Genomic DNA, 26,936 nt, shown 5'->3' with positions numbered 1-26,936 from the left:
AATTTTTAGTTATAATTTTTTTACATGGGAGTAGATATATTAAATTTCGTTGACCCGATACGGTTCAATCTTCTGATTGCAATAGCTATGTTCGTCGCGTCATTTCTAATAGCAAATTTAATCGCATCCGTTTTAAATAAATATTTCGCAAAGCGTTCTATTCTCGGTCACACAAAATTTTTCTCACCAAGATTTATCAGGTTTGTTTTTCCATTCGTAGGATTATATGTAGGCTTCAGATACATAAGGTCATCATTCAGAGCAAAAAATATTTTTGAGTATGATTCGACTTTTGCAATCCTTGAAAACATTATTTTCATTCTTGCCATTGCATTTGCAGCAGTTATTGCATTCAGAGGAATTGTTTTTATTTTCCATAAATATATTGAGCGTGCTACTGAAGGAAGCGCAGTCGATGCAAACATAACTTCCCTGCTCTCAAAAATTTTAAAGCTTGTTATATTCGTTGTTGCTTTGATAATCGTACTTGACCGCTTTGGTGTAAACATAAATTCGTTCATTGTTTCACTCGGTATAGGTTCGCTTGCAATTGCTTTGGCGGCACAGGAAACTCTTGCCAACATTATTGCAGGGATTGTGATATTAATCGACAGGCCTTTCAGAATTGGTGACTCAATTAAAACCAATAATGGGAACACAGGAACGGTTTATCAGATTGGAATCCGTTCATGCAGAATAATTACTCTTGAAGGAAAGATGCTCATAGTACCGAACACTGAGCTGACAAAATCCAGCATAACAAATTTAAGCTTCGACGGAGGAAATCATAAGATAAGATTCGGTTTCTTTATCCCTTACAGATTAAAAATTGATGACGTTAAAGAGAAAATTCTTGAGAACATAAATTCACTTGATAAAATTTTAAAAGAGCCTGCACCGACTTTCGTTTTTTCAAGATTCAACCTTGAAAGTTACGAATTGATACTGGTCTGCTGGTGTAAGAACGAAGATAAGGGCACTTTAATTGAAAACGCAGTTAAGGAAATGGTTTTACATACCTTATATGACTTACAAAATAATACTGAGCCCCCGAAACCTTAATTACCAATTTTTACATATTAGAAAATCTTCAAAATAAGTATATTTGTTTTTTTAATTTTCCACACTTACACTAATAATTAATAATGGATTTTAATCTTTCAGAACAAGAACTTGAAGTTCAAAAATTAGCGCGTGATTTTGCTAATAATGAAATTGCTCCTGTAATTGCTAAATTTGATGAGTCAGAAGAATTCCCTATGGAAATTGCGCAGAAAATGGGTGAGATGGGATTCCTTGGAATTATTTTCCCGGAAGAATACGGCGGAGCGGGATTTACAACAACTGAATACGCAATTATAATCGAAGAGATTTCTAAAATAGATCCTTCTGTTGGATTAACAGTTGCATCACATAACGGACTATGTTCCAACCATATTTATTCTTTTGGAAATGATGCAATAAAGAAAAAATATTTACCTGACCTTACTTCAGGCAAAAGCTTAGGTGCATGGGGTCTTACTGAAGCAGTTTCTGGAAGTGATGCCGGCGGTATGGCAACATCAGCCGAAAAAAAGGACGGACATTATGTTATTAACGGAAGCAAGATGTTTATTACACAGGGGACTGTGGGCGGAACTTATGTTGTAACAGCCAAGACCGATAAGTCAAAAGGCAACAAAGGTATCTCTGCTTTTGTGATGGAAAAAGGAATGAAAGGTTTTACATATGCTCCGATAAAAAATAAACTCGGAATGCGTTCATCCGATACAGCTGAGCTGATATTCGATAACGTTGAAGTCCCTGCTGAAAATTTGATCGGTGAAGAAGGCGCAGGCTTTAATCAGTGTATGCAAATTCTTAACGGCGGAAGAATAGCTATTGCTGCTCTTTCAGTCGGGATTGCACAGGGCGCTTTAGATCTTGCCATAAAATATTCAAAGGAAAGAAAACAATTCGGAAAAACATTGTCATCGTTCCAGGGAATACAGTTCAAATTATCCGATATGGCAATGGAAGTTGAAGCAGCAAGACTTCTTACCATGAGAGCTGCTAAATTAAAAGATGAAGGCAAGCCGTTTGCAATGGAAGCTTCTATGGCAAAATATTATGCATCTGAGGCTGCATGCAAAGCAACAACGGAATCATTACAAATCCATGGCGGCTACGGTTATATGAAAGAATTTATGATTGAGAAACTTTACAGAGACGTGAAACTTTTAACTATCGGAGAAGGGACATCAGAAGTTCAGAAGATGATTATTTCAAGAAACCTTCTTGATATTTATAATTAATAATACAAAATATCTAATTAATTTTTAAAAGACCTGTCAGATTATCGATTTGTCAGGTTTTTTATTTTAAATAATTTTACAAAAATTTATACATGGGATTTTTTGATAAGTTCAAGTTTTCAAAATTAAAAGAAGGCTTAAATAAAACTAAGGACGATTTACTCGGTAAAGTAAACAGATTAATAAAAGCAAAAGGAAAGATTGATGATGATTTTTTAGCGCAGCTTGAAGAAATTTTTATTACGTCTGATATCGGATATGAAACTGCAGAAGTTTTAATACAAAATATTAAAGAAAGAACTAAGACAGATAAATACGAAACCGAAGAAGAGCTTAACGGACTTATATATGACGAACTGAAAAAAATATTTGCGCAGTCAACATCGGAGTTCAAAACATTTGATTTTAATATTACAAAGAAGCCGTATGTGATAATGATTGTCGGCGTTAACGGAGTGGGCAAAACTACTTCCATCGGTAAGCTTGCATATAATTTTAAGAATGCAGGAAAGTCAGTTGTGATAGGCTCGGCTGATACATTCAGAGCTGCGGCGAACGACCAGCTTGAAATATGGGCTAAGCGCGCAGGCGTGGATATTATTCAGAATCCCAAGAGCAGCGATCCAGCTGCAGTAGCATTCGATACGGTGAAGTCAGCCGTATCAAAAGGTACGGATATAGTTATTATAGACACTGCGGGAAGACTACACAACAAATCGCATTTGATGGAAGAGTTAAAGAAGATAAAAAGAGTTATTCAAAAAATTACACCTGATATTCCGAACGAAATATTTTTAGCTATCGATGCAACTACGGGACAGAACGGACTAAACCAGGCAAAGGAATTTTCCAAAGCTATGGAAGGTCTTACAGGAATAATTTTAACTAAGCTTGATGGAACTGCTAAAGGCGGAATCGTTATAAAAATAAATCAGGAGATGGGCGTGCCGGTTAGATTCATAGGTGTCGGCGAGCAGATAGATGACTTACAGGAATTTGACAGCGAGAATTTTGTAAAAGCCCTCTTTGAAAAATGAGAAAAATAATTTTTGAACAATAAGAATTGTCCGACAAAATAAAAATATTACCACCTACTCTATCAAATAAAATTGCTGCAGGAGAAGTTGTATCCAGACCGGAATCTGTTGTAAAAGAACTGATGGAAAATTCTATCGATGCAGGCGCTTCGAATATATGTCTTATAATAAAGGAAGCAGGAAAAAATTTAATTCAGGTGATTGATGACGGAATTGGGATGACGGAAGCTGATGCATTGATGAGCTTTGAGAGACATTCTACAAGCAAAATATCAACGTATGAAGACTTAGAAAATATCTGCACACTGGGATTCAGAGGAGAAGCGCTGGCTTCGATTGCTTCTATATCACAAGTCGAGTTGAAGACAAAAACTGAGAGCGAGCAAGTCGGCACGATGATAAAAATTGAAGGCGGCGAGTTTAAAGAAGTTACAAAAGTAAGTAGCGAGAGAGGAACATCGTTTTCAATCAAGAATTTATTTTATAACACTCCGGGCAGAAGAAATTTTTTAAAATCAAATCAGACTGAGTTCAAGCATATATACGAGACGTTTATAAAGTTAGCAATTTCAAATCCCAGTATAGGATTTAAGTTTATCAACAACGAAGACACTATTTTTGATTTGCCGAGACATGAATTAAAAGAAAGGATTGCGGAATTATTCGGAATTGCATTTTCGGATTCGCTGATAAAAGTACACTCCGAAAATCAGTATATCAAAATAAACGGCTACATTTCAAAACCGAACTTTACTAAAAAATCAAAGCAGGACCAGTATTTTTATCTTAACAATAGATTTTTTACAAGCAAGAATTTAAACTTCGCAGTTTACTCAGGTTATGATGACTTAATTGAAAAAGGAGATTATCCTTCTTTCTTTTTATTTATAGAAACTGACCCGAAGAAAGTTGATGTTAACGTTCATCCTTCAAAACTAGAAGTTAAGTTTGAGGAAGAAGGAGCAGTGTTTGGATTTATTAGAAATTCAGTAAAGAATTCTTTGAGAGAAGCTGATTTAGTATTTAATGTAGGATTTAATAAGCAGGATACAATTCCATCAATAGATAAAGAAGAGACGTTTCATTACAAGTCCCCTGCCGGAAATGATTCACGTAATTATTCAAATAATTCTTTTTCACAAAGTAATAATTTTGAATTCAACAGAGAGCCTGCAAAAATTACTTCTATCTTTGAAGCATCAAGACCTGTAGATGAAAATCAATATGAGACTGTATTTGAACAGAACGAGGCGGAAGAAAACGCTGAGAACAAAAACAACAACTCAAATATAATTGAGCATAAAAGAAACGAAGAGCATAATTTTAATGTCTGGCAGTACCGCTTAAAATATATAATGGTGCAGACTGAAAGCGGGCTTATGATAATCGATATGCATGCGGCGCATGAAAGGATTTTATACGAAAGAGCATTACTTATGCTTGAGTCGCAGTCATCATTTGCCCAGCAGTTACTTATACCGATAAAATTCAAACTTACAAAAATTGATTTTCAGATAGCGTTGGAATTAAAGCAGGAGTTATTCAATCTCGGTTTTAATTTCAAAGAAGGCAAAGATGAAACCATTGAACTTTACGGATTGCCTGCCGATGTGAAGATTGGAAACGAAAATAAAATTTTTCAGGAGTTAATTGACCAGTACAAAGAGTACGAATTGAAATTAAATCTTGAGAAAAGAGATAATCTTGCTAAATCATTTGCGTGCCACAGCGCAGTACGCACCGGTGATTCTTTAAAGAAAGAAGAAATGATAAGACTGATTGACGATTTATTTGCATGCAAGATGCCGTATGTATGTCCGCACGGAAGGCCTACGGTTATAAGAATCACAACCGATGAGCTTGACAGCAGATTTTCAAGAACATAAAATAAAAAAGGCGCCATCATAATAACAGCGCCTTACTAATCAATTTTAAATTTTACTTTCTTATTTAACCAGCATCATTTTTTTCGTATCTACAAAATCGTTGGTAATCAGTTTATAAAAATATATTCCGCTTGATAAATTACTTCCATTAAAATCGATATTATACTCACCCGGTGTTTTCATTTCATTTATTAAAGACTGAACTTCCCTGCCCAGCATATCATAAATTTTTATCTGAACCAATCCGCTTTTAGGAATTGAGAAATTTATTTTTGTTGTTGGGTTAAATGGGTTTGGATAATTTTGGGACAACTTATAACCTTCTACTACATTTGATATCGGAGTAATCCCTACATTTCCACCGTTATCAGTGAAATAAACCGTTCCCGCATATCCCGTCGCATATCCCAAATTTGAATTATACATAGCTATCTTGGTCACATTGCCGTTTGAGATTTGTTGTACCCAATTGCTTCCACCGTTTGTTGTTTTATAAATGTCAGTATTCTTTGCTGCAAAACCTGTCATGGCCGAAGTGAACTGGATTGATGTGCATGAATTAAGATCAGCTGCCAAAATCCAGGTCTGACACATATCAGTTGATTTATATAAACCATATTCGGTAGACGCGAATGCTGTATTCTCGTATATATGAAATGCGAATCCTCTGGTATGAACAAAAGCAGATACTTCTTCCCAATTGGCTCCTGAATTAGTGGTTTTTAAAATAACCGATCTGTAACTGGTACCGAGTCTCCACCAGCTTGACTCATTTAACATTAAAAAACCGGTAGTTGGATTTATAAATTTCAAATCTTTAAACAAAAAACTTTCACCGTTGTCGCCGTTGTTTATATCTATAGTATGATATAAAATATTAATTGTATTTCCCCCGTCTTCTGAGGAGCTTACATATGAATGATTATTCAGTGTGCTTATAAAATAAAATTTGTTCTGGTTTATTATCTGAAAATCTCTGGCATTTGGCGCAGATGCTTTTATTTGAAAATTCGTTCCGCCGTTAGATGAAGCAACAATATTGGTTTCTGTTCCTCCCACTGCATAATTTTCATTCAGGAATTTAAAATCTTTCAGGAATACATTAGTCTGTGTATTTACCCAGTTACTTCCATTGTTGCTTGTATAATAAAATTCGCCGTACTCACTAAGCATATAAGCACTCGTAAGTGATACGGACTGCGCTCTTATAATATCAGCGCGTAAGTTTATATTACTGCTGATAATTTCAAAAGTTGAACCAATGTTGGAAATTTTATAAACAACTCCGTTGCTGTAAAATCCTAATCCATGGGATGCATCGTAGAAACTTGTTAACATATACTCAGGCATATTTGTAAAATCCCAAGTGCTTCCACCATCAAGACTTTTTAAAATTCTGCTGTTACTTTGGCCGCCAATTGTACTAAAAATAACATTCTCTGATGTGACACTTAATCCTGTAGAATAATTTTGATTATAAATTTCAATCCATGTTGAACCCAAGTCAGTCGATTTTAATATTCTTCCATCTATAATTCCATAGCCGGTATTATTTACAAATGTTATGTTCTGCAGATTGCGCGGAGTGCCGGTCTGAGTGATATTTACATTAGTCCAGGTATTTCCTCCGTCAGTTGTTTTTTGGTTAATTCCGGGTGAGCATGTAAAGAAACCTGTAAGAGCATTCAAAAATTTAACCTGTACAAAGTTCAGATCTGAAACATCTTTCAGCTCTGTCCATGTTGAACCCTCATTAACCGTTTTAATCAGTTTTGCATTATCCATACCCGTAACTGCATATATAACTCCATTTGCAACTGCGCTTGCCTTCCAGATATTTCCTTCAGAAACCGGAATCCACAGCTCACCTGCATTAGTAGTTTTATAAATTTTATCAGTCAGAATATACCCTGTATTCTCATTTATGAATTCAAGAAGCTGAATAGTTTGCCTCTCATCATTAAAATTTATCCCGTTGGTTTTATGTTTCCAGGTTTGTCCGCCGTCAGTAGTTTTTACCAGTGAAAAGTTAAACCCTGCAAGAAAAGCAGTATTTTGATTTATCCATCTGCAGTCTACGATATCATCGGTAAATTTGGGATTCTGAAGCTGCCAGCCGAATTGTGAATGTGCGGAATTAATAAATATAAAAAGGAGCAGAATAAAAAATAAACTCAGTGATTTCATACTATTAATTTAAATTCAATTATAAGATAATAGTTTTCATACTATACTTTCAAGATATATTTTTTTACATCATTTGTAATTTTTTTTAAGACCTGAGTTAGTTAATTTCAAATTATAAATTATTTTCCATGTTCAACATAAATCCCGATATAAAAAAATCTCCAACGCTTCCGGCTGAATTCTACAGAGAAGAAAAATATTTTGCGCAGTCTAAAGAAAAAATGTTTTCACAGACATGGCAGTATATCGGAGATACAGATTTAGTAAAAGTACCGGGACAGGTTTATCCTTTTACGTTACTTGACGGATTTTTAAATGAGCCTTTACTTCTTACCAGAGATTATGCTGACAACATAAACTGTATGTCAAATATTTGCACACACAGAGCGAATATAATTTGCGAAGGAGCTGAAAATGTAAAGTCACTCCGATGTAGATATCACGGAAGACAGTTTGATTTAACGGGTAAATTTAAATTCATGCCTGAGTTTGAGCAGTGTGAAAATTTCCCTTCTGAAAAAGATAATCTTCCGAAAGTAAGTTTTGAAATTTTAAATAATTTTATTTTTGCTTCATTAAATCCTGCTGCACCGTTTTCAGAATTTTTCAAAGAGATAAAAGAAAGACTCCATTGGTTCCCGTTTGATAAACTTGTATTGGATACAAACCGTTCTAAAGATTACTTAGTAAAAGCTCACTGGGCTTTATACTGCGAAAATTATCTTGAGGGATTTCATATTCCTTATATTCATAAAAGTCTTAACGATGCATTAGACTATGCAAACTATACTCAGGAGATTTATAGGTATTGCAATCTGCAAGTCGGCAAAGCAAAGCCGGGCGAAGTAATTTTTGATAGCTCCCCTGAAAAAGATATTGCAGCTTATTACTACTGGGTTTTTCCAAACATGATGTTTAACTTTTATCCATGGGGACTTTCAATAAACATCGTAAGACCTATAGAAAAAAATCTTACAAAGGTTTCCTTCATCACATACATTTCAGATGAAAGCAAGTACAACATGGGAGCAGGTTCAGGACTTGACAGAGTTGAACGTGAAGATGAAGCAATTGTAGAAAATGTTCAGAGAGGTATTAAATCACAGTTATACAAATCAGGAAGGTTCTCCCCTTCGCGTGAGCAGGGAGTACATCATTTTCACAGACTGATTCAGGAATTCATGGAAAAATAATCAATTTTTTAATTGAAATTAGCCCTTTTTAATCATATTTTAGTATAACCGATAAAATTAAATTATCAATATGACTCCGATTTTTTCAAGCACTCCAATTGATGTAGTATTTTTAGTTTTCAGTCTATTCTTTCCAAGAATTTCTATCATCGGTTTCTTTTTATTTGATTCGCTTCCTGCTACAACTCTATCAAATTTAATAAGCGTACTCTTAACAGTTTTTTTACCGAGAGTTTTTATCATCATTATGATTGCCCAGCACATGGGTACAAATAATGTATGGTTCTGGCTGCACATTGTTGTTGCCCTTATAGTTTACCTATCAGGCGGTAAATACGGCAAAAAACGTTTCGGAAGAGACAGAAGAGATTATTAAAATTCCTGTTCTGGCAATCAGGTAAATTGCTATATTACTTATAAAATTTCCTATCAGTTTATTAAACTTTTGGCATTATTTTATGTCAAACGATTGATATGCATATTAAATTAATCCCATTACTATCTCATTAATGAAAACATTTTTTGTACTAATTCTATTTATTTTAATAAATCCATTCCGAATTTTCTCTCAAGATAATCCGCAGTTCACTCCCGAAATGAGGGAGAAATTTAAGAATTTCAGAGGTACAATTTCAGGAGTAGTAATCGATATGGATAACAAAGCTCCGTTATCTCCTGTAACCATACAATTATTTAAGCAGAAAGATTCGAGCTTGGTAACAGGAACTGAAACCGATGCAAAAGGTAAATTCACTTTCAGCGATTTGAAAGGCGGAAGATATAAACTTGTTGCAAGCTTTGCAGGATATAAAAAAGCTGTGATGCAGGGTATAACTTTAACACCTCAAACTCCTGAACTGATTCTGGATACAATAAGAATGACTACGGGCGTTACAACTGAACAGATAGATGTCACAGCTGAAAAGTCTTTTATAGAATTTGCGCCCGATAAAAAAATCTACAACGTTGAAAAAGGAATGACGACTACAGGCGGAAGTGTGATAGATGTATTGAAGAATATTCCCGGAGTAACAGTTGACCAGGATAACAATATAAGTTTCAGAGGAAGCGGAAACGTAAAAGTTATGATTGACGGCAGACCATACGGATTGAACAGCTCAAATATTTCTACAATCCTTGAACAGATGCCGGCAGATAAAGTATCTTCAATAGAAATGATGACAAACCCCACTGCTAAGTTTGATGCAGAAGGTTCATCAGGAATTATAAACATTGTTCTGAAAAAAAATGATATGACAGGTATGAACGGAAGTGTCTCTGCAAATGTGGGTACAGGAGATAAATATAATTCTTCTATCAATCTGAATAAAAAGACTTCAGATTATAATCTTACAGGCAGCTATGATATGCGATTGTTCAATATGAATATGAACGGATATAATAACAGGCAAACATTTGGCAATAGTTATGTAACCGAAATAGACCAGCAAAACAACAACGATATGAGAATGCAATCTCATATGGTACGCGCAGGTATTGACTGGACTATGACTGCAAATCAGAATCTCGGACTTAACTTATCATTCAACAACAGAGACAGGAACAGAGGAGGCAACAGCACTACCAATGTTTTGAACGGTCCTTTAACTACAAGCAGCTATCTCAACCGTGACTATAATTTAAACAGCGGAAAAACGTACGGAGTAGCAGCAAATTACCTTCTTAAATTCAAGAAACCGAAAGAGACTTTAAGCAGTGATTTTAATTATACACGCACGGAAGGAAATTCTAATTTAAACAGCTTAACAGATTATACAATACCTGTTACTCCTCAAACAAAATTGAATCAGTTCAATACAGATAAAAACGATGAAGTTAATTTTCAGATTGATTATGTAAACCCTTATAGTGAAGACAGCAAGCTTGAAGCCGGTGTGAAAACGATTTACAGAAAAACAGACGACGATACAAGAACAGAAAATTATGATTACAATACAAACAGTTTTATAACAGATAATGCTCTGACCAATACTTTCAATTATCAGGAAATAATAAATTCTGGTTACTTAGCTTATACAAATAAAATTGGGGACTTCGGTTTTCAGCTGGGATTAAGGGGTGAGCAGACTAATACTAAAGGCGAGCAGATTACACAAGGTTCAAACTTCACAAAGAGCTATTTCAGCTTATTCCCCAATGCAAGCATTTCTCAGAAGCTTGGAATGGGTGAAGAACTGCAATTAAGTTACTCGAGAAGAATAAGAAGACCTGATATGGGAGACTTAAATCCCTTTTTAAATACATCTGACCCGTTGAATTATCAGTCAGGAAATCCGGATTTAAATCCTGAGTATATAAACTCACTTGAATTCAATTTTGTGAAATATTTTACATCTGCTATAATTACTCCGTCAATTTATTTCAGACAGACGAACGATAAAATTTCAAGAGTCAGAGTCCAATATGACAGCGTAATTACTTTAACAACTCAGGAAAATTTTAACAGCTCGCGTTCATACGGATTTGAAGTAACAGTTAATGCAAACCCGTTCAAATTCTGGATGATAAACGGAACGCTTGGATATTCTAAAACAGAGAACGATGCGACTAATTTAACAGGACAAAGTAACTCAGCTTACTCATGGAATGGCAGATTGTTTACAACATTTAATCTTCCCGCTGATTTCGGCTTGCAAGCAACATACTTTTACTCGGGCAAAAATTTATCCGCACAGGGACAGGTTGACCCGTTCTCAAATGCAGAGTTAAGTCTGAAAAAAGATTTTATGGATAAGAAACTGACGTTTAATTTAAGAGTATCGGATATTTTCAACACACAGAAATTCCATGGCACTATTTCCGATGCAACATTTTATGATGAGTTTGAAAGAAAGAGAGATTCAAGAACTGTATTTTTAACGATGACCTATAAATTCGGTACCGACACGAACAAAGACAGAAGAAGAAAACGTGATAATAATAATGAGCCTATGGATGTTCCTGATGGGTTTTAAATAGAAATAAATTAAGGCGTGAGGTAATCTTTTATATCTATGTAATAAAGATTTCCGCCTGTTGTTTTATTCACTTCATCGGTAATGTAAAGCTCGGTTGGAGTTATATAGCAGACGCCTTCTTTCTGCGACATGACAGGTAAAAATATTTCGGTGTGCTCTGATTTTGTTAAGGGCACGCCGTTTTTTATTTTAAAGAGCCAGAATTTATTATTGGATAATAATACGAAGCTTGTGTGGTCAGGTGATACATCGGCAGATGTAATCCAGTCAGCAAAGAATGGACCTGTTCCAATGTAAATGCTATCTATAAGATTAGCTTTATACTCCCCCGCTTTCAGAGGTAATGTGTAAACTCTGAGAAATCCTGAGTACGGCTCAGTCCTGTTTTTTGAAAAGAGATAGATAGAATCTTTATAAACAAAAGATGCTTCCATGTCGAAATTTCTTTTCTCGTTTGAAGGTGGAAATTCAGTCTGGTCCGGATAACTGTACTTAATTACTTCCGCTTCAACAGTATCATTAAAAAGATTGGAAGGATTCGGAATTTTATAAATCTTTAAATCTTTTCTATCGTTATTGTTGTTTCCGAAATCACACAGATAAAAATTTCCTTTATCATCCTGAGAAATTTCTTCCCAGTCAATGTTAATTGCATTCTTTATAACAACAGTACGTTTTAATGCCCCTGTTGTATCGAAACAATAAATTTCAGGTTCACCACCGCTATCGTTGAAGCTCCAGAGTTCGTTCTTATTATTTATTTCAATACCCGAAGATTCATTTACTTTAGCAGGAAGCTTACATACTTCGCGGAAGCGCAAATCCTGCGAAAATAAATTGAAAGAAATGAATAAGAAAAATATAATAAGTAATTTTTTTGCCATGTGAGTTGTTCAATATAACAATAATTTATAAAATATTTTTCTGCAATTTAAAATTCCCAAAGGTAAGAATTTAATTAGGGCAAAATTAACAAATTGTAATACTTTTTTCCAATAGTTAACTTTGCAAAACGTACAACTAAACACCCCTAAAACACATGGCCAAAATTCTAATTGTAGATGATGACAATGTTACATTAAGTATTCTCAAACAGGTATTGTATAAAGCAAATCACGACGTCACAACTGCTATTGACGGGGAAGAAGCTATTCAATACGTTAAGAATGATGTTTATGATATAATCGTAACGGACTTCAATATGCCTGGTATGAACGGCATTGAGCTTACCAAAGAAATTTTAAAAATTAATCCTCAATCTGTAATCATTTTAATTACGGCTTACATTTCAGTAAAAGCGGCGCTGGAATCTATTAAGCTTGGTGCATTTGATTATCTTACCAAACCTGTCGATAAAGAAGAACTGCTTTTAAGTATCGAGAGAGGCCTCGAGAGATTAAAATTACTTGAAGAAAATTCCCAGTTAAAGAAGGCAAAAACATCACCTGAAAGGGTTGAATTCAAATTTGAAACTAAGAGTGATGAAGTTAAGAAAATTCTTGCTGAAGCTGCAGAAGTAGCTCAGTCAGATTCGACAGTCTTAATAACAGGTTCTAACGGAACAGGTAAAGAAGTGCTTGCAGAGTTTATTCATAAGAACAGTAAAAGAAATAAAAATACTTTTGTAGTTGTAAACTGCGCAGCAATTCCTGAGCAGCTTCTTGAGTCTGAATTATTCGGTCACTCAAAAGGCTCTTTCACCGGTGCTATTAAGGACCATAAAGGATATTTTGAAATTGCAAACAACGGCTCAATTTTTCTTGATGAAATCGGTGATCTTGATACTCCTCTTCAGGTTAAGCTGCTTCGCGTACTTCAGACAAAACAGTTTGCCAGAGTCGGTGACCCGAAACCGATAAGTACTAATGTTAGAATTATAGCTGCCACCAATAGAAATTTGAAGGAACTAATTAAAGACGGAAAATTCAGAGAAGATCTTTATTACAGAATAAATGTTTTTGAGTATCACCTGCCGGATTTGAAAGACAGACCTTCTGATATTATTTTCTATTTTGAAAAATTCATAAAAGAATATTCAAAAGAAAACGGAAAGAAGATAAAAGAGATTTCAAAAGAAGTAAAAGATTTGCTTTTCCAGTACCCGTGGCCCGGAAATATCCGCGAACTGAAAAACATTGCTGAGCGCGCATCTGTGCTTTGCAAGAACGGAATTATATCGGGAGATTTGCTTCCTGACAGAATAAAAATTGACGGTGAAATTGCTGCTAAAGAACCGGAACTAAACGAAGAAATTAATACAGATTACGAAGCAAGTAAAAATGAATTATTAAAAGAGTTCGAACGTGATTTTATTAAGAAGCATCTGAAGAAAAGAGTTAAATAAAAAAGCTCCGGTATTTGGGGGCCGGAGCTTCTTAGAAATAAAATTTATTGTGTTTTACTTTACTATAAGACCTACTACAATTGTAAGTACTAAAACCGCTACTCCCGCAAAACTGATATATTCGAATTTTGTTAATCCAACTTTTTTAATGCTTTTATAGGTTTTCATAAGGGTAAATTTTAGTTTCTTTAGTTTTTAAAAATTGTTAATTAAAAAATTTATCTTGCAATAAAGCCTACTAATACGGTTAATAATAGTACTGCAATTCCTGCAAAGCTAAAATATTCGAACTTTGATAATCCTACTTTTTTAATGCTATTGATTGTTTTCATGATGTTTTTAAAGTTTAATTTTGTAATTATCTTGTAATATTGCATTTCCTGTGCCATAAATTTTATATTCATTCAAAAAGTGACATACATAGACTAATATGACAACGACTGACATAATTATCAGTTATTTGTATAATAGGATATACTTAAAAATTTAGCTAAGTTTGTGACAATTACTAATCATTAAAATTGAACAGGTGAAAAGGACATTTCGACTTATTTATTGATTATTATACAATTAAAGCTATAATCACAGCCCAAAGAATAAAAAATATTCCTGTAAAAGCAGCTGATTCGAGGTCATTTTGAGAGGAGTTAGCGGGTTTTGTAATTCTTCTGATAATCATATTTGTACATTTTGATTAACTTCTGCTTAATATAAAACCATTTTTGATGCCACGATTGTTCTAAACTTCTCGAAACTATTAATCAAAACTTGAGTTAAAAGAACAAAGAATTATTATGAAAAAAATATCATTATTATCTGTATTTTTATTAGTGCTGGCTTTCACATTAAGTCTGAAAGCGCAACAAAAACCTGTTGAAAACGACGCTGCATTTTCATCTCAGAAAATTGAAAGCTCATTGACAGGTGGCAAGACATATAACGTTACTGTCTCGTTTAAAAACACAGGTGAAAAAACCTGGAGGAAAGGTGAATACTGGATTATTTACACTGACCCAAGAATGAATGCCAGAAATAACAACATGTGGGGAATTGACTCTATCAAAGTTAAGAGAAATGTAAAACCGGGCAAGACTTATGATTTCAAATTCAAAGTTACTGCTCCTGTTGATCCCGGAACATATTTTTTCGCTTGGCAAATGGCTGATAAAAACGGAACGTTCGGACTTGGTTCTGGCTTAAAAGAAATTCAGGTAAAATAAATTGTCACAGTCATATTAAAGTGTTTGTCTAAAATTTTAAACAAACACTTTTTTATGACAACATTATTACTAATTCCCTTTTTACTTCTCATCTCTCAGATTTCTTTCTCCGCTCAAAAAAATTTATTTAAAGGCAAAGACGAATTAATTCAGGTCGATATTGAATTCTCAAATTTATCGAAAGAGAAAGGTATGAATCACGCTTTTATTGTATACGTCGCAGATAACGGAGTCTTGCTCCGACCATACACTTATCCTATAGTCGGAAAAGAAACTATCACAAAAGACATTTTAGAAAATGATGACAAGAATTTAACGCTTACATGGGCGCCGCTGTATGCAGATATAGCTGAATCAGGTGAGCTTGGCTACACCTACGGCACCTGGGAAATGCACGTAAAAAAAGAAGACGGCTCTGAGGATATACGCAAAGGCACTTACGTGACTATCTGGAAAAAAGATAAATCAGGCAAATGGAAATTTACACTTGATACAGGTAATCAGGGTCTAGAGCCAAAAAAATAATTGGAAAATTTTAATCCCTCTCTGATTCATTTTCTTTCGGGAAAGGAGAGGGTTTTCCGTTATTTCTTTTGCTTTCTTTTATTTCAAACTCTTTAGTCTCTTTTGTACCGTTAGCATCAAGCTCAACTTTATATTTGCCGGGAGGAAGATAATATTTACCCGAGTCCTTAAGTTTAATTTTTATTTTTTTATCGTTCTTATATTTATCAGAAATAAAATCGAAGTATGATTTACCGGTTAAAGTATCGATTGATAAATCATATTCAATATAATTCAAGCCTGCTAAATAGCTGCCTGTTAATTGATTTACAATTTTATCATCTGAATAGATTGTAATTTTATATTGACCGGGGTTTTTGCTATAGAAAGTGAAATTAATTTTAGGATTAAATATATCTCCCCATCTGCCCTGTTTCATTCCCCAGTTTCTGTTGTATGTGCTTTTATCTATATCATAAAAGACAAGATCTTTATCAAGCTCAGACGAATTTAATTTCTCTATATCAGATAAATTCGTTTTATAAAGCGAGCGTCCGTGAGTTCCTACAATCAGATCATGCTCCCTTGCCTGAATAACTAAATCATGCACAGGTACATTTGGTAATCCCTTACTCATCGAATTAAAAGTTTTTCCGCCGTCTAATGAGCAGTACAATCCTCCATCTGTACCTACGAACAAAATATCTTTGTTTTCAGAATCTTCAATCACTACATTTACCGGCTCTGCGGGCAAGTCTTTGCCGATTCTCTCCCATTTTTTTCCGTAATTATCCGATACAAAAACAAATGATTCCATATTATCGTAACGATATGCATTCAATGAAATGTAAACCCTTGCTGTATCAAACTTTGATGCCCTTATTCTTGATACATATAAATTTTGCGGAAGGTCATTTGAAATTTTCTCCCATGAATTTCCCCCGTCTTTCGATACGTAAGCCGCGCCGTCATCACTTCCCGTATAAAGCAAACCGAATTTCAAAACAGATTCATCAATAGTTGTTAATGTTCCGTAAGGAACATCCCCTATTTTTCCGCCATTTGTCAAATCACCTGATATTGCTTCCCAGGTGTCTCCTCTGTTAAATGAGCGGTGTAATTTATTAGACCCAATATATAAAATATCCTGATTGTGGGGAGAAAGTTTAATCGGAGTCTGCCAGTTAAATCTGTATGGCCTCTCACCAAGTTTATGCTGCGGAGTGATTTGTTTGTAATCATTTTTGCTTCTGTCTATTCTGAAATAATTTCCGAACTGATAACCTGTGTAAACTATATCCTTATTTCTGCTGTCAATCTGCACCTGCATGCCGTCGCCGCCCATAATGCTTTTATATGGATATTCACCTGACTGCTGCCAGTCCAGACTCTTTTGATAATTGCTTGGTCCCACCCACGCGCCGTTATCCTGCAAGCCGCCGTAAACATTGTACGGTTTTTCATTATCTACATTGATTGAATAAAACTGTCCCACAGCGGGAGCGTTCAGTTTCTGCCATGTCTTTCCGTCATCGTAAGATAAATTCAGCCCGCCGTCATTGCCGTTTATTAAATGTCCTTCACGGTTTGCATCAACCCACATGTAGTGGTGGTCTGCATGAACATTGTCTTCGTTAATTGATTTGAACGTAGCTCCGCCATCAGAGGATTTTACTACAATCACTCCCATAACATAAATTTTATTTTCATCTGTGGGAGAAACCGATATGCGCGAAAAATAATAACCGTATGTGCTGAAAATTCCTTCTAAACTCTCTGAATGTGTTCTCTTCCAGCTTGCGCCGCCGTTGTCCGAACGGTAAACTTCAGCCCCTACTACTTCGGCATTTGTAAGTAATGTATTTGCATCTTCAAGATACTCAACTAATGAGTTCGGCTTAATGGATTTATTCGAAACCATTTCATAAACTTTTTCGGCAGTATATTCTTCGGGAAATCCGTTATCTTCTAGAAAACTTTTCAGCTTTGCTGTATCAATTCGCATAAACTCATCTTCAGATATTTTTCTCAGACCATCCTTTGTAAGCTTATCATGATCTTCATCTTTGTTAGCTGATGAGTTCTGATTATCTACCACTGCATAAATTATCTGCGGATTCTTTGGATATATAGCCAGACCAATTCTTCCTGCTTCTTTTCCCGTTAAAAATCCCGATGAAGATGTTGTGATTAAATTCCATGTGTTGCCGCCATCTATGCTTTTATAAATTCCTGATGTGGAACCGCTCTCTTCAAAATTCCATGCTCTTCTTGTTCTGTACCACATTGATGCGTAAACTGTGTTTGAATTAGAAGGGTCGATTACTAAATCAATTCCGCCTGTATTATCATCAATTTTCAAAGTGTGCTTCCATGTCTTTCCCGCATCTTCGCTGACATAAATTCCTCTTTCTGAATTCGGAGAATATAAATGTCCCAATGCTGCAACAAATATTTTGTTCGGATTTTTCGGGTCGATTGAAATCCTTCCTATGTGCTGAGTTTCTTCCAGTCCGGTGTTACTACATGATTTGCCGTCATCAGTTGATTTATATATTCCTGTACCTGAGTATGAGGAACGGCTTGAATTATTTTCACCTGTTCCTACATAAATAATATTATTCGTCCAGTCAACAGCAATATCTCCTATGGTAATCACGGCTTCATTATCAAATAATGGAGTGAATGACATTCCGTTATTAACTGTCTTCCACAATCCGCCCGATGCGTATGCAACATAAAATATTGTAGGGTCACTAGGTGAGACTTCCACATCAACTACGCGTCCGCTCATAATTGAAGGACCGATGTTTTCAAATTCAGTGTTTTTCAATATTGAATTTTCCTGCATCTGTTTTTTATAGCTGAAAGTTTCTAATCTTTCTTTTGCAGTAGTAGGTGCAACAGGATTAAGCTCCTGAGAAAAAGACAAATTAAATAAGGGGCTGACTGATAATATTATCAGAAGAAAAAGAGGTATAGTTTTTCGCATTTGTCAATTTAGAAAAAATAAAGACGGATTTAAATGGAGTAAGTTCGGGAAAGTTTTAAAACAATTGAAAATAATTTTTACAAAATTTATCTAAAAAAAATGCTTCCCTTCTGAATTTAGACGGGAAGCATATATTAAATAGGTGCTATGAAATCCTATTTTATCAAAGTCATTTTTTTAATTTCCGAAAAATCTTCAGTCTGAAGTTTATAAAAATAAACTCCTCCTGAAAGTGATGATGCATCGAACGTTACTTCATAATTTCCATTTGCTTTTACACCGTTAACAATTTCACTGACTTTTTTACCAAGCATATCGTAAACACTCAAATTCACAAATGAAGACTTAATAATTGAAAAAGAAATTTTTGTAGTAGGATTAAAAGGATTGGGGTAATTCTGATTCAAAGCAAAACTACTTGCTGTTTCACTTCCGTTCTGAACTCCCACAGCATCCGGCTCGTAATAAAATACTCCGTAAGCATAAGTACCTGCAAATAATTTTCCGTCAATAATTTTTAATGAGTAAACATTTGCGGCGCCAGGAAGTCCTGTCGTCATTACCTGCCACGTGTCACCCATGTTAGTTGATTTATATACTTTCTTATCATCCGTTGCTATATACATTTCATTATCAGATTCCACGCAGATAGCATTTATTGAAGATGACGGACTTGGAGTTACCAATATTGTTGTATGTAACCCGTTATCTGTGCTTCTTCTTACTTTAGCTCCTTCAGTATAAAATATTGTGCCTTCACGTGACTTTACAATGTCCATAGTGTATCGAGTCCCAAAGAAGTGAGTAGTTGTATCAATCGGCCACCAATGGTCACCGCCTGTTGCACTGTAATAAACGCCGTCTTCAGTGCTTCCCAAAAAAACTTTATTATCACCAACGGTTATCATTCCTTTAGGCTCCCCTGTCTGATTTGAATCTTTCGCAAACCATGTTGTGCCATTATCAGTAGATTTATAAACCAATGTCCATACAATGTTACCGATTGTAGGTCCCTTTTGAACAGGGATAGCCGCAAGATATGAACCGTCCTGCATGACAGTCATCGCTCCGCCGACCATATTGTTAAAAGGAAAATTTCTGCTGAATAAATCCTGCCATGTTGTCCCTCCGTCCGTAGACCGGTGAATCATTGATGTGCTTGAAGCAATGTATGAACCTGTTCCCGATATTGCATAAATATCTCCGTTTTGTAAAGTTGTAAGGTATCTGACTTTCCTACCTGATAATCCTGCCGGTGTCCATGTCATACTGCCTGCTGATTTTTTCTGCAGCATTGAATTGTAATCCGAGATAATTACATCTCCTCCAGTAGTTCCTGTCATTGTAAAAATTGCGCAGTTACTTGCTAAGGAACCCGTTGGAAGCCATGTCCCCGCCTCAGAAATTCCGCAGTAAAGTAAAAAGAGAAGTATTAAATTTATTTTTTTCATGTTAATTTTTTTCATTTAGTTTTTACATCGGTATCGGGGAGAACTGGAATGATAAATAGATGTAATGCAAAATTAATTTAAAGTTTTATTATTTTCAAAGAAACTTTTTGAAATTTGTGAGTAATATTAAATTATAAATATTACTGCACATTTATAAATTAAATCTAAATAATTTATTTTGATAAAATCATTTTTTTAGTTTCCGAAAAACTTTCAGTCTGAAGTTTATAGTAATAAACTCCTGTGGATAGTTTTGACGCATCAAAAATTATTTCATAGTTCCCTGCTGATATATTTTCGTTTACAAGCTCAGCAACTTTTTTACCGAGCATATCATATACTGATAAATTAACTAGAGAAGATTTCGGAACATTATAAGAAATATTTGTCACAGGGTTAAATGGGTTAGGATAATTTTGCCTTAAAGAAAATTCTTTTACAGTTTCATATCCATTAGAAATACCAACCACATCGGTACTAAGGTAAAATGCCCCTTTATTATTTGTACCTGCATAAATTTTTCCGTTAGCTTCAGTGAAAGAACAAATATATGTCGTTCCCGTTAGTCCTGTATTTAACAATTCCCAAGTACTTCCTTTATTTGTTGAACGGTAAATATTGTTATGGTCATATGAAATATAAAAATCACCACGTGAATCAACAAAAGAAGTTTCTATCATAAGTCCGCCGGGAGCAGGCGTATTCACTGCAAAAAATGTTTGTCCGTTATTTGTAGAACGGTTCGGTCCGTATGCATCGCATACATAAATATCTTCATCTTTATCCTGCAGAATATTGTGAATATAAATTGGAGAGAATGTATTCATCGAGCTCCAATTCTCACCGTTGTTTGTTGATTTAACCACTCCTGAAAGTGAAGTTCCCATGAAAATTCTTCCATCCTTCAACAATTTCATACCGCCAACAAATCCAGCCTGTATAATGCTTTTTTGTACCCAGGTGCTTCCGCCGTCTGTAGATTTGAAAACATACGTTGCAACATCACCTATTGTTGGTCCTACTGTAACTGCAAAAGCTGCAACTATGGAACCATCCAACGGGAAAACCATACCGCCGCCGCCTGCATAATTATTGGGGAATGCCCTTGTATAAACATCCTGCCATGTAGCTCCGTTATCAGTTGAGCGGTGGATGTAGGCTGTACTTGTAGTGTGCGAATAACCGAAAATGTTTCCGTTTGGAGCAACGAATAAATCACTAATTCTTTTTCCGGAAAGTCCGGAGAAGTTCCATGAAGTAGTACTACCTGCTGAACCTTTGTAAATTCCAACTGCCCAGCTTGAGGCAAATATCTCACCTGCTGAATTCGAGTTCATTGCATAAACCCAGTCAGTATTACCGGATGACATTGTGCCTGCAGGAACCCATATTTCGGAGGAATATGAGTTTGTAAATAAAAGTGAGGCAATAAGAAAAACAAATAATTTCATCTCGTTGATTTTGTTTTAGTCAAAACTACGACATTCACTTCTAATATTCAACGAAACTTTTTTTGATTTGTGAGTAAAAATATAATATTATGAAGTTCGATTCAGTGTTCGCTATCATTTATTTCACTTATAAATTAGACTTAAATTTTTTATGTTAGTACAAACAAATATAAAAAATTGAGCGAAATAAAAATAAGGAAAGTTGAAAACGATTCCGATAAAAATAAATTCATAAATCTTCCATGGAAAATTTACGAAGATTACCCGAACTGGGTTCCGCCTTTGAAATTCGATGTAAAAAATAATCTTAATCCTGATAAAAATCCATTCTTCACACATGCAGATGTTGAATTATACTTAGCAGAAATTGACGGGAAATTAGTTGGAAGAATCGGAGCTATTGTTAATCACAATCATAATAAATTTTATAACGATAAAGTCGGCTTCTTCGGTTTTTTTGAATGCATAAACGATAAAAAAGTATCACGTGCTCTTTTTGATACTGCCTACAAATTTTTGAAGGATAAAGGAATGGATACAGTCCGCGGACCTGTAAATCCTTCAACCAATGACGAATGCGGTTTACTTATCGATTCATTCGATTCGCCTCCTGTACTGCTCATGACTTACAATCCGCCATATTATATTGACCTGATTGAGGATTATGGATTTTCAAAAGTAAAGGATTTACTCGCTCTTTATATTCCCAAAGAAGTAATAAACAATGAGGCAAAGATGGCTCAGCTTGAAAGAATTTCCAACATGGTTAAGAAGCGTGAGAACATTACAATCCGTAATGTAAACCTGAAAGATTTTGATAATGAAGTACAGCGCATAAGAGAAATTTATAATAATGCATGGGAAGATAACTGGGGCTTTGTGCCGATGACGGAAGATGAATTCAAGTACATTGCCAAAGCTCTGAAACCGATTGCAGTGGAAGATTTTATTGTCTTTGCAGAAGCAAACGGAAAGCCAATCGGATTTTCACTTGCGCTGCCTGATTTTAATCAGGTACTCCATAAAATGAACGGGACGTTATTCCCTACCGGAATTTTTAAACTGCTTTATTATAAAGGGAAAATTGATTTACTCCGTGTAATTATCATGGGTGTAAATAAAGAGTACCACAAGAAAGGTATCGACGCTATTTTCTATCAGGATATTATTAAAGCAGGCAACAGAAACGGATACAAAGGCGCGGAAATTTCGTGGGTGCTTGAAGATAACTATGCAATGAAGCAGACTTCAGAAAAATTGGGCGCGCATGTTTACAAGACTTACAGAATTTATGATAAGCCGATAAAATAGCTAATTTTGTGCTATTTTCGCAAAAGTTTCGCGAAAATTTACATAGTGAAATTATTTTACTGTTAATACATATATTTATTTTCGCGTTATGTAAAGTTGAGAATATCCTCTTGTTTTATTATATAATTATCTGAACGGAATCTGCACTTTTTTATAATAAAACCCTGAAAGTTTTTCTCTCAGGGTTTTTTATTTATTTACTTAAAAATTATCCTACTTCACCAGCATCAGTTTTTTTACCGCAACAAAATCCCCTGCCTGTAATTTATAAAAATAAATTCCGCTTGAAAGTTTTGATGCATCAAATTTAACTGTATAATATCCCGATGCTTTGCTTTCACTTACAAGATTTGCAACTTCCTTCCCTATCATATCATATACTTTTAAAGTCACAAATGCCTCTAATGGCAATTCGTATTTAATGATAGTTGAAGGATTAAAAGGATTAGGATAATTCTGTGACAAAGCAAAATTTTTCGGAGCTCCGATAATTACTTCATTAAACAAACTGTAGTACTTAAAATTACCGTTGAAGTCAATCTGTTTTAGTCTGTAGTTGTATTTTCCTTCAGTAAGATTTTTATCTTCGTATGAATAATTATGAACAATATTTGAAGTCCCGTTTCCGGCAATATTATTTATTTTAGTCCATGCGCTGCTCTCCGATTTTCTTTCAATTTCAAATCCTGAATTATTTAATTCAGATATAGTCGACCAGCTCAACTTCACATTGTTCAAATTTACATTTGATGTAAATGATGAAAGTTCAACCGGCAGCGCAGCATCATCTCCAACGATAAACGGAGAAAATGAATTTTTATTTGTTGCTGTTGCAGTCCACGTTCCTGCCGAACCGCCTAAGGTTGCGCTATATGGTTCATATGCTGTCCCGTTCCAATGTCCTAAATGAAGAGCTGAAGAATTCCTGTCAAATAGAGTGCCTTCATCGGCAGTTGTCCATTGCATCGTTAAAATTACATCGCTGCCTCCGGGAATAAGCTCAGTTATATTCCATTGTTTTTGCACTGCATTTTCATCATTAAAAGTAGGATTTGTAATTGTATTCTGAACATTTACAGAATAATTATCTGCTGTTCCTAAATTATTTATAGTTACGGGGCTGTATGTTGTTCGTCCTACAGGAAATAACACGTCAGTATTCCCTACATTATTTACAAAAAGCGAGCCTGTTCCGTCAGTAACAACATAACTTAATGCAGATCCGCCTGAAGTACCGTTAGCTGTAATATTATTTGTGCCGAGAGTAATATTTCCGTTTGTAAGAGTAAGTAATCCTGAAATCACAACATCGCCGCCGATTGTAATTCCCGGCCCGTTTACTGTTATTCCTGTATAAGTTCCTGCAGGCACGGTTTGTGATCCTGAAAACTCATAAGTTCCTGAAAATGTATTTGTATTGTAACCTGTAATCTGTGTAGAAAGATCTCCTGATAATCTTATTTTTCCTGAACCTGTTAAAACAGATGCGCCCCCTGAACCCGTCATATCAAAATTTGCAATATCAACTATTGCGGCGGGACTAACTGTAGTAGTACCTGTATTTGAAGTTGACTGTGAAAGAGTTACAACTCCACCCGTATTTGAAAATGTTAATGCCCCTGTAATTGCCGCCGGTAATGTAGTTCCTGTTGACTGTACAGAAGTTCCGCTAAATTCATATCCCGCTCCGCTTGTAAAAGTTTTAGTGCCTGAAACTGCAATGCTGCCATCTATGCCTAAGTCATTTCCGCTTTTTAATGTTCCTGTAGCTGCAAGAAGAAAATTTCCTGCTCCTGTAACTGAACTTGCTCCGCCATTAAGAACTCCGTTAACTGTTAATGTTCTTGAAGCTGCCTCCGGATAATCATTGTTTAGTGTCAGTAATGAATTTGCATTAACAGTTGTATTGATGTAATTATTAGTGAATGTCCCTCCTGAGCTCCATGTTGTAGTATCAATAAACCTTAACGAACCTTCCGTGCCTGACGTGCTTCCTGTTTGTGTAAGTGTTCCCGTTGTTAAGCTGAGATTCCCGCCGACCTCAAATATGTTAGCACCTGTAACAGCGTTAGCGTCTTTAAAATCAATGGTGCCTCCATTTATCAACAAGTTCCCTGCTACTGAAAGTTTCGCAACATTAGTCTGAGTTGTTGCTGTTCCGATTTTCAGAGTGCCTCCGTTAACTGTAACATTTCCGGTAACATTAACAGTTGAAACTGAACTTCCGCTTACAAATGCAAAAGTACCGGCATCTATTTTCAGATTTCCTGATATATTTAATGTAGCAGCAGTGTTCGCAAAAAGTCTGAATGAACCTGTACCAGTATTTGTAATCGTTAAATCTCCTCTGATAGTTCTGAGTGTTGAATTTGCATTAGGAGTACCTGTCTGACTAGGACAGTTCCAGATAACATTTCCGAACGTTTGATTTCCCCATGCCATATTCCCTGTAAAAGAAGTATAACCCATAATTTCTATTGTCGAAGCAGGGTCCCATGTTAATACCGGAACTGTTCCTGCCGCTGTAGTTGAAGCAAGCTGAAATTTACCGGTAGATGTGCATGTTCCTGTAGCGCCGCTGCCGTAAGCAGTGCTTGCCGAGTTTTTATAAATGCCGTTTATGATAAAATCAAAACCTGTCTGTCCGTTATTAACTCCGACTGTTGATGTTGCCGTAAGAAATCCGCCGTTTGCAACAGTCAATCCCGTTGTGAAAAATGATGAAGAACAGATAAGTGTGGCTCCGCTGTCAACTTGGCATAGACCCGTTCCTGAAATTGTCCACGAAGAGCCGGTGAGAGTCATCGTATGACCTGCCTGTATTTCAAAAATATCATTTGTACCAGTGGTAAAGTCAGCCGGAGATGTTCCTCCTCCTGCGGGAATAGTGTTCCAGTTAGCTAAAACATTCGGGTTTGAATTGCCCTGAGCATAATATGTAGTACTGAATGTATATTGAGTTATTACAAATATAAAAATAAAAGCGAACGAAATTTTTTTCATAAAGAAATTTTTTAGTAAAACAGTTGTAGAATTGAGTTATCAGATGAACAGCATCAGGGGAAAAACACTGTAACAGTGTATTTTAAATAAACATCGATGAGAATGTGAACTTGTATATTGTGAATTGTAGATTATGGATTGTAGTTTATGAAAGGACACTCTCTTTCTTATTAACAATGAATAAGCTTAACAACATTATATTAAGCATTAATCATGCCGTATTATAATAATAGAGATTAAGATTTTTATAATGAAAATCAGTGAACTTTGTGTATTAAAAGTGTAACTGACATTTCTGTAAGAAGTTCATTTAAATAAAAAAGCCCCGAAGATATTTCCTCCGGGGCTTTTTCAGAATACTTAAATTTTCTGTGTGTTCGCATTATTGAGCGCATCATCTTTTTTCTGCCTGTTCAAAAGCCATTGATCGAATGAGTACTTTCCGCTTCCGGCAACTATCAACAATAAATACACTGTAAGATACATCAAAGCCAACTCTTTCTTCCCGAACGGGTCGTTTGCATGAACAAATTTTACCGCAACAAGCATAGTTATTATAAGGGGAATAACTGCAATTCTCGTCCCAAGTCCCAGAATAACAAAAATAGAACAAAAAACTTCAGCTGATATTGCCATTATCAAAGACGGAATAGTACCTACGCCTAAGGGATCGCTGAACGTTATATCTCCGGTTGAAAAAAACTTCATCAGCTTCGGTATTCCATGTGAAAGCATAAAAGAACCAACTGCAATGCGTATTATCAGCAGCACAATATTTAATTGTGAAGAATTAAAACTTGTCTTTAAAAATCTGAGCATAATAAAATTTTATTTTAAAGTTAAGAACTCAAACAAAAAAACCTCAGACTCGTTCCAATTTTGTGAGATTTTATTAAATAAAAAAAGCCCTTATGGAATTTCCTAAGGGCTTTAAAAATTAATCACCGAAGCGTGATTGAAATATGATTATTTAAGAATGAATACCCCATATTCATACAGGCACATTAAAATCCCGCAATCGGTGATTGAATATCTTACTTTATAAGTACCATCTTCTTTGTCGAACAAAATTCTCAGATGTACTA

Annotated in this window: 18 protein-coding genes; 11 read left to right on the top strand and 7 right to left on the bottom strand. The window is 35.2% G+C overall.

Annotated features, from left to right (window positions below; genetic code table 11):
• Positions 1–24: 24 nt before the first annotated feature.
• From JST55_00940 to mutL, 4 genes are all read left to right on the top strand, one after another.
• Positions 25–1,062, top strand: coding sequence for a mechanosensitive ion channel family protein (locus JST55_00940; GenBank protein MBS1492041.1), 1,038 nt, complete (start codon positions 25–27; stop codon positions 1,060–1,062).
• 83 nt (positions 1,063–1,145) lie between these two features.
• Positions 1,146–2,294, top strand: a complete 1,149-nt coding sequence (locus JST55_00935; protein ID MBS1492040.1) for an acyl-CoA dehydrogenase family protein — start codon at positions 1,146–1,148, stop codon at positions 2,292–2,294.
• Positions 2,295–2,386: 92 nt separating this feature from the next.
• Complete coding sequence (gene ftsY / locus JST55_00930; protein MBS1492039.1) at positions 2,387–3,331, top strand: signal recognition particle-docking protein FtsY; 945 nt, start codon at positions 2,387–2,389, stop codon at positions 3,329–3,331.
• Positions 3,332–3,357: 26 nt separating this feature from the next.
• On the top strand, positions 3,358–5,217 hold the full coding sequence (mutL, locus tag JST55_00925) for a DNA mismatch repair endonuclease MutL (protein ID MBS1492038.1): 1,860 nt from the start codon (positions 3,358–3,360) through the stop codon (positions 5,215–5,217).
• A gap of 60 nt (positions 5,218–5,277) precedes the next feature.
• Here the strand turns inward: mutL and JST55_00920 are convergent, their stop codons facing one another.
• Positions 5,278–7,404, bottom strand: a complete 2,127-nt coding sequence (locus JST55_00920; protein MBS1492037.1) for a T9SS type A sorting domain-containing protein — start codon at positions 7,402–7,404, stop codon at positions 5,278–5,280.
• A 128-nt stretch (positions 7,405–7,532) separates the two neighbouring features.
• Here JST55_00920 and JST55_00915 point away from each other — a divergent pair, with 128 nt between their 5' ends.
• From JST55_00915 to JST55_00905, 3 genes are all read left to right on the top strand, one after another.
• Positions 7,533–8,597, top strand: coding sequence for an aromatic ring-hydroxylating dioxygenase subunit alpha (locus JST55_00915; GenBank protein MBS1492036.1), 1,065 nt, complete (start codon positions 7,533–7,535; stop codon positions 8,595–8,597).
• A gap of 70 nt (positions 8,598–8,667) precedes the next feature.
• A complete protein-coding gene (locus JST55_00910; GenBank protein ID MBS1492035.1) occupies positions 8,668–8,973 on the top strand; it encodes a hypothetical protein in 306 nt (101 codons plus the stop codon).
• 133 nt (positions 8,974–9,106) lie between these two features.
• Positions 9,107–11,572: a TonB-dependent receptor gene (locus tag JST55_00905; GenBank protein ID MBS1492034.1), complete on the top strand. Its 2,466-nt coding sequence runs from the start codon at positions 9,107–9,109 to the stop codon at positions 11,570–11,572.
• An 11-nt stretch (positions 11,573–11,583) separates the two neighbouring features.
• On the opposite strand, the gene JST55_00900 is transcribed toward JST55_00905, so the two are convergent.
• Positions 11,584–12,459, bottom strand: a complete 876-nt coding sequence (locus tag JST55_00900) for a hypothetical protein (GenBank protein ID MBS1492033.1) — start codon at positions 12,457–12,459, stop codon at positions 11,584–11,586.
• Between the two features lie 155 nt (positions 12,460–12,614).
• Between JST55_00900 and JST55_00895 the strand changes: the two genes are divergently transcribed.
• The 3 genes from JST55_00895 to JST55_00885 all read left to right on the top strand — a co-directional run bounded on the left by JST55_00895 (position 12,615) and on the right by JST55_00885 (position 15,664).
• Positions 12,615–13,919, top strand: coding sequence for a sigma-54-dependent Fis family transcriptional regulator (locus JST55_00895; GenBank protein MBS1492032.1), 1,305 nt, complete (start codon positions 12,615–12,617; stop codon positions 13,917–13,919).
• Positions 13,920–14,713: 794 nt separating this feature from the next.
• Entirely contained in the window at positions 14,714–15,139 is a 426-nt protein-coding gene (locus tag JST55_00890) for a hypothetical protein (GenBank protein ID MBS1492031.1), read from the top strand.
• Positions 15,140–15,193: 54 nt separating this feature from the next.
• Complete coding sequence (locus tag JST55_00885) at positions 15,194–15,664, top strand: hypothetical protein (protein ID MBS1492030.1); 471 nt, start codon at positions 15,194–15,196, stop codon at positions 15,662–15,664.
• Positions 15,665–15,674: 10 nt separating this feature from the next.
• On the opposite strand, the gene JST55_00880 is transcribed toward JST55_00885, so the two are convergent.
• From JST55_00880 to JST55_00870, 3 genes are all read right to left on the bottom strand, one after another.
• A complete protein-coding gene (locus JST55_00880; protein MBS1492029.1) occupies positions 15,675–18,635 on the bottom strand; it encodes a glycosyl hydrolase in 2,961 nt (986 codons plus the stop codon).
• 155 nt (positions 18,636–18,790) lie between these two features.
• A complete protein-coding gene (locus JST55_00875) occupies positions 18,791–20,101 on the bottom strand; it encodes a T9SS type A sorting domain-containing protein (GenBank protein ID MBS1492028.1) in 1,311 nt (436 codons plus the stop codon).
• 158 nt (positions 20,102–20,259) lie between these two features.
• Entirely contained in the window at positions 20,260–21,537 is a 1,278-nt protein-coding gene (locus JST55_00870; GenBank protein ID MBS1492027.1) for a T9SS type A sorting domain-containing protein, read from the bottom strand.
• A gap of 177 nt (positions 21,538–21,714) precedes the next feature.
• On the opposite strand from JST55_00870, the gene JST55_00865 reads away from it, so the two are divergent.
• Positions 21,715–22,848 (top strand): N-acetyltransferase, encoded by a 1,134-nt coding sequence (locus JST55_00865; protein ID MBS1492026.1) that lies wholly within the window; start codon positions 21,715–21,717, stop codon positions 22,846–22,848.
• A gap of 213 nt (positions 22,849–23,061) precedes the next feature.
• On the opposite strand, the gene JST55_00860 is transcribed toward JST55_00865, so the two are convergent.
• Both JST55_00860 and JST55_00855 read right to left on the bottom strand, forming a co-directional pair.
• Complete coding sequence (locus JST55_00860; GenBank protein MBS1492025.1) at positions 23,062–25,851, bottom strand: T9SS type A sorting domain-containing protein; 2,790 nt, start codon at positions 25,849–25,851, stop codon at positions 23,062–23,064.
• Positions 25,852–26,211: 360 nt separating this feature from the next.
• A complete protein-coding gene (locus tag JST55_00855; GenBank protein MBS1492024.1) occupies positions 26,212–26,670 on the bottom strand; it encodes a DoxX family protein in 459 nt (152 codons plus the stop codon).
• Positions 26,671–26,936 lie beyond the last annotated feature (266 nt).

It is taken from the genome of Bacteroidota bacterium, from assembly GCA_018266835.1.
In the GTDB taxonomy this organism is placed as follows: Bacteria; Bacteroidota; Ignavibacteria; order Tepidaquicellales; family Tepidaquicellaceae; genus JAFDZO01.
Note: the sequence above shows the minus strand (reverse complement) of the source record. Positions and strands in the feature narration are given on the sequence as shown.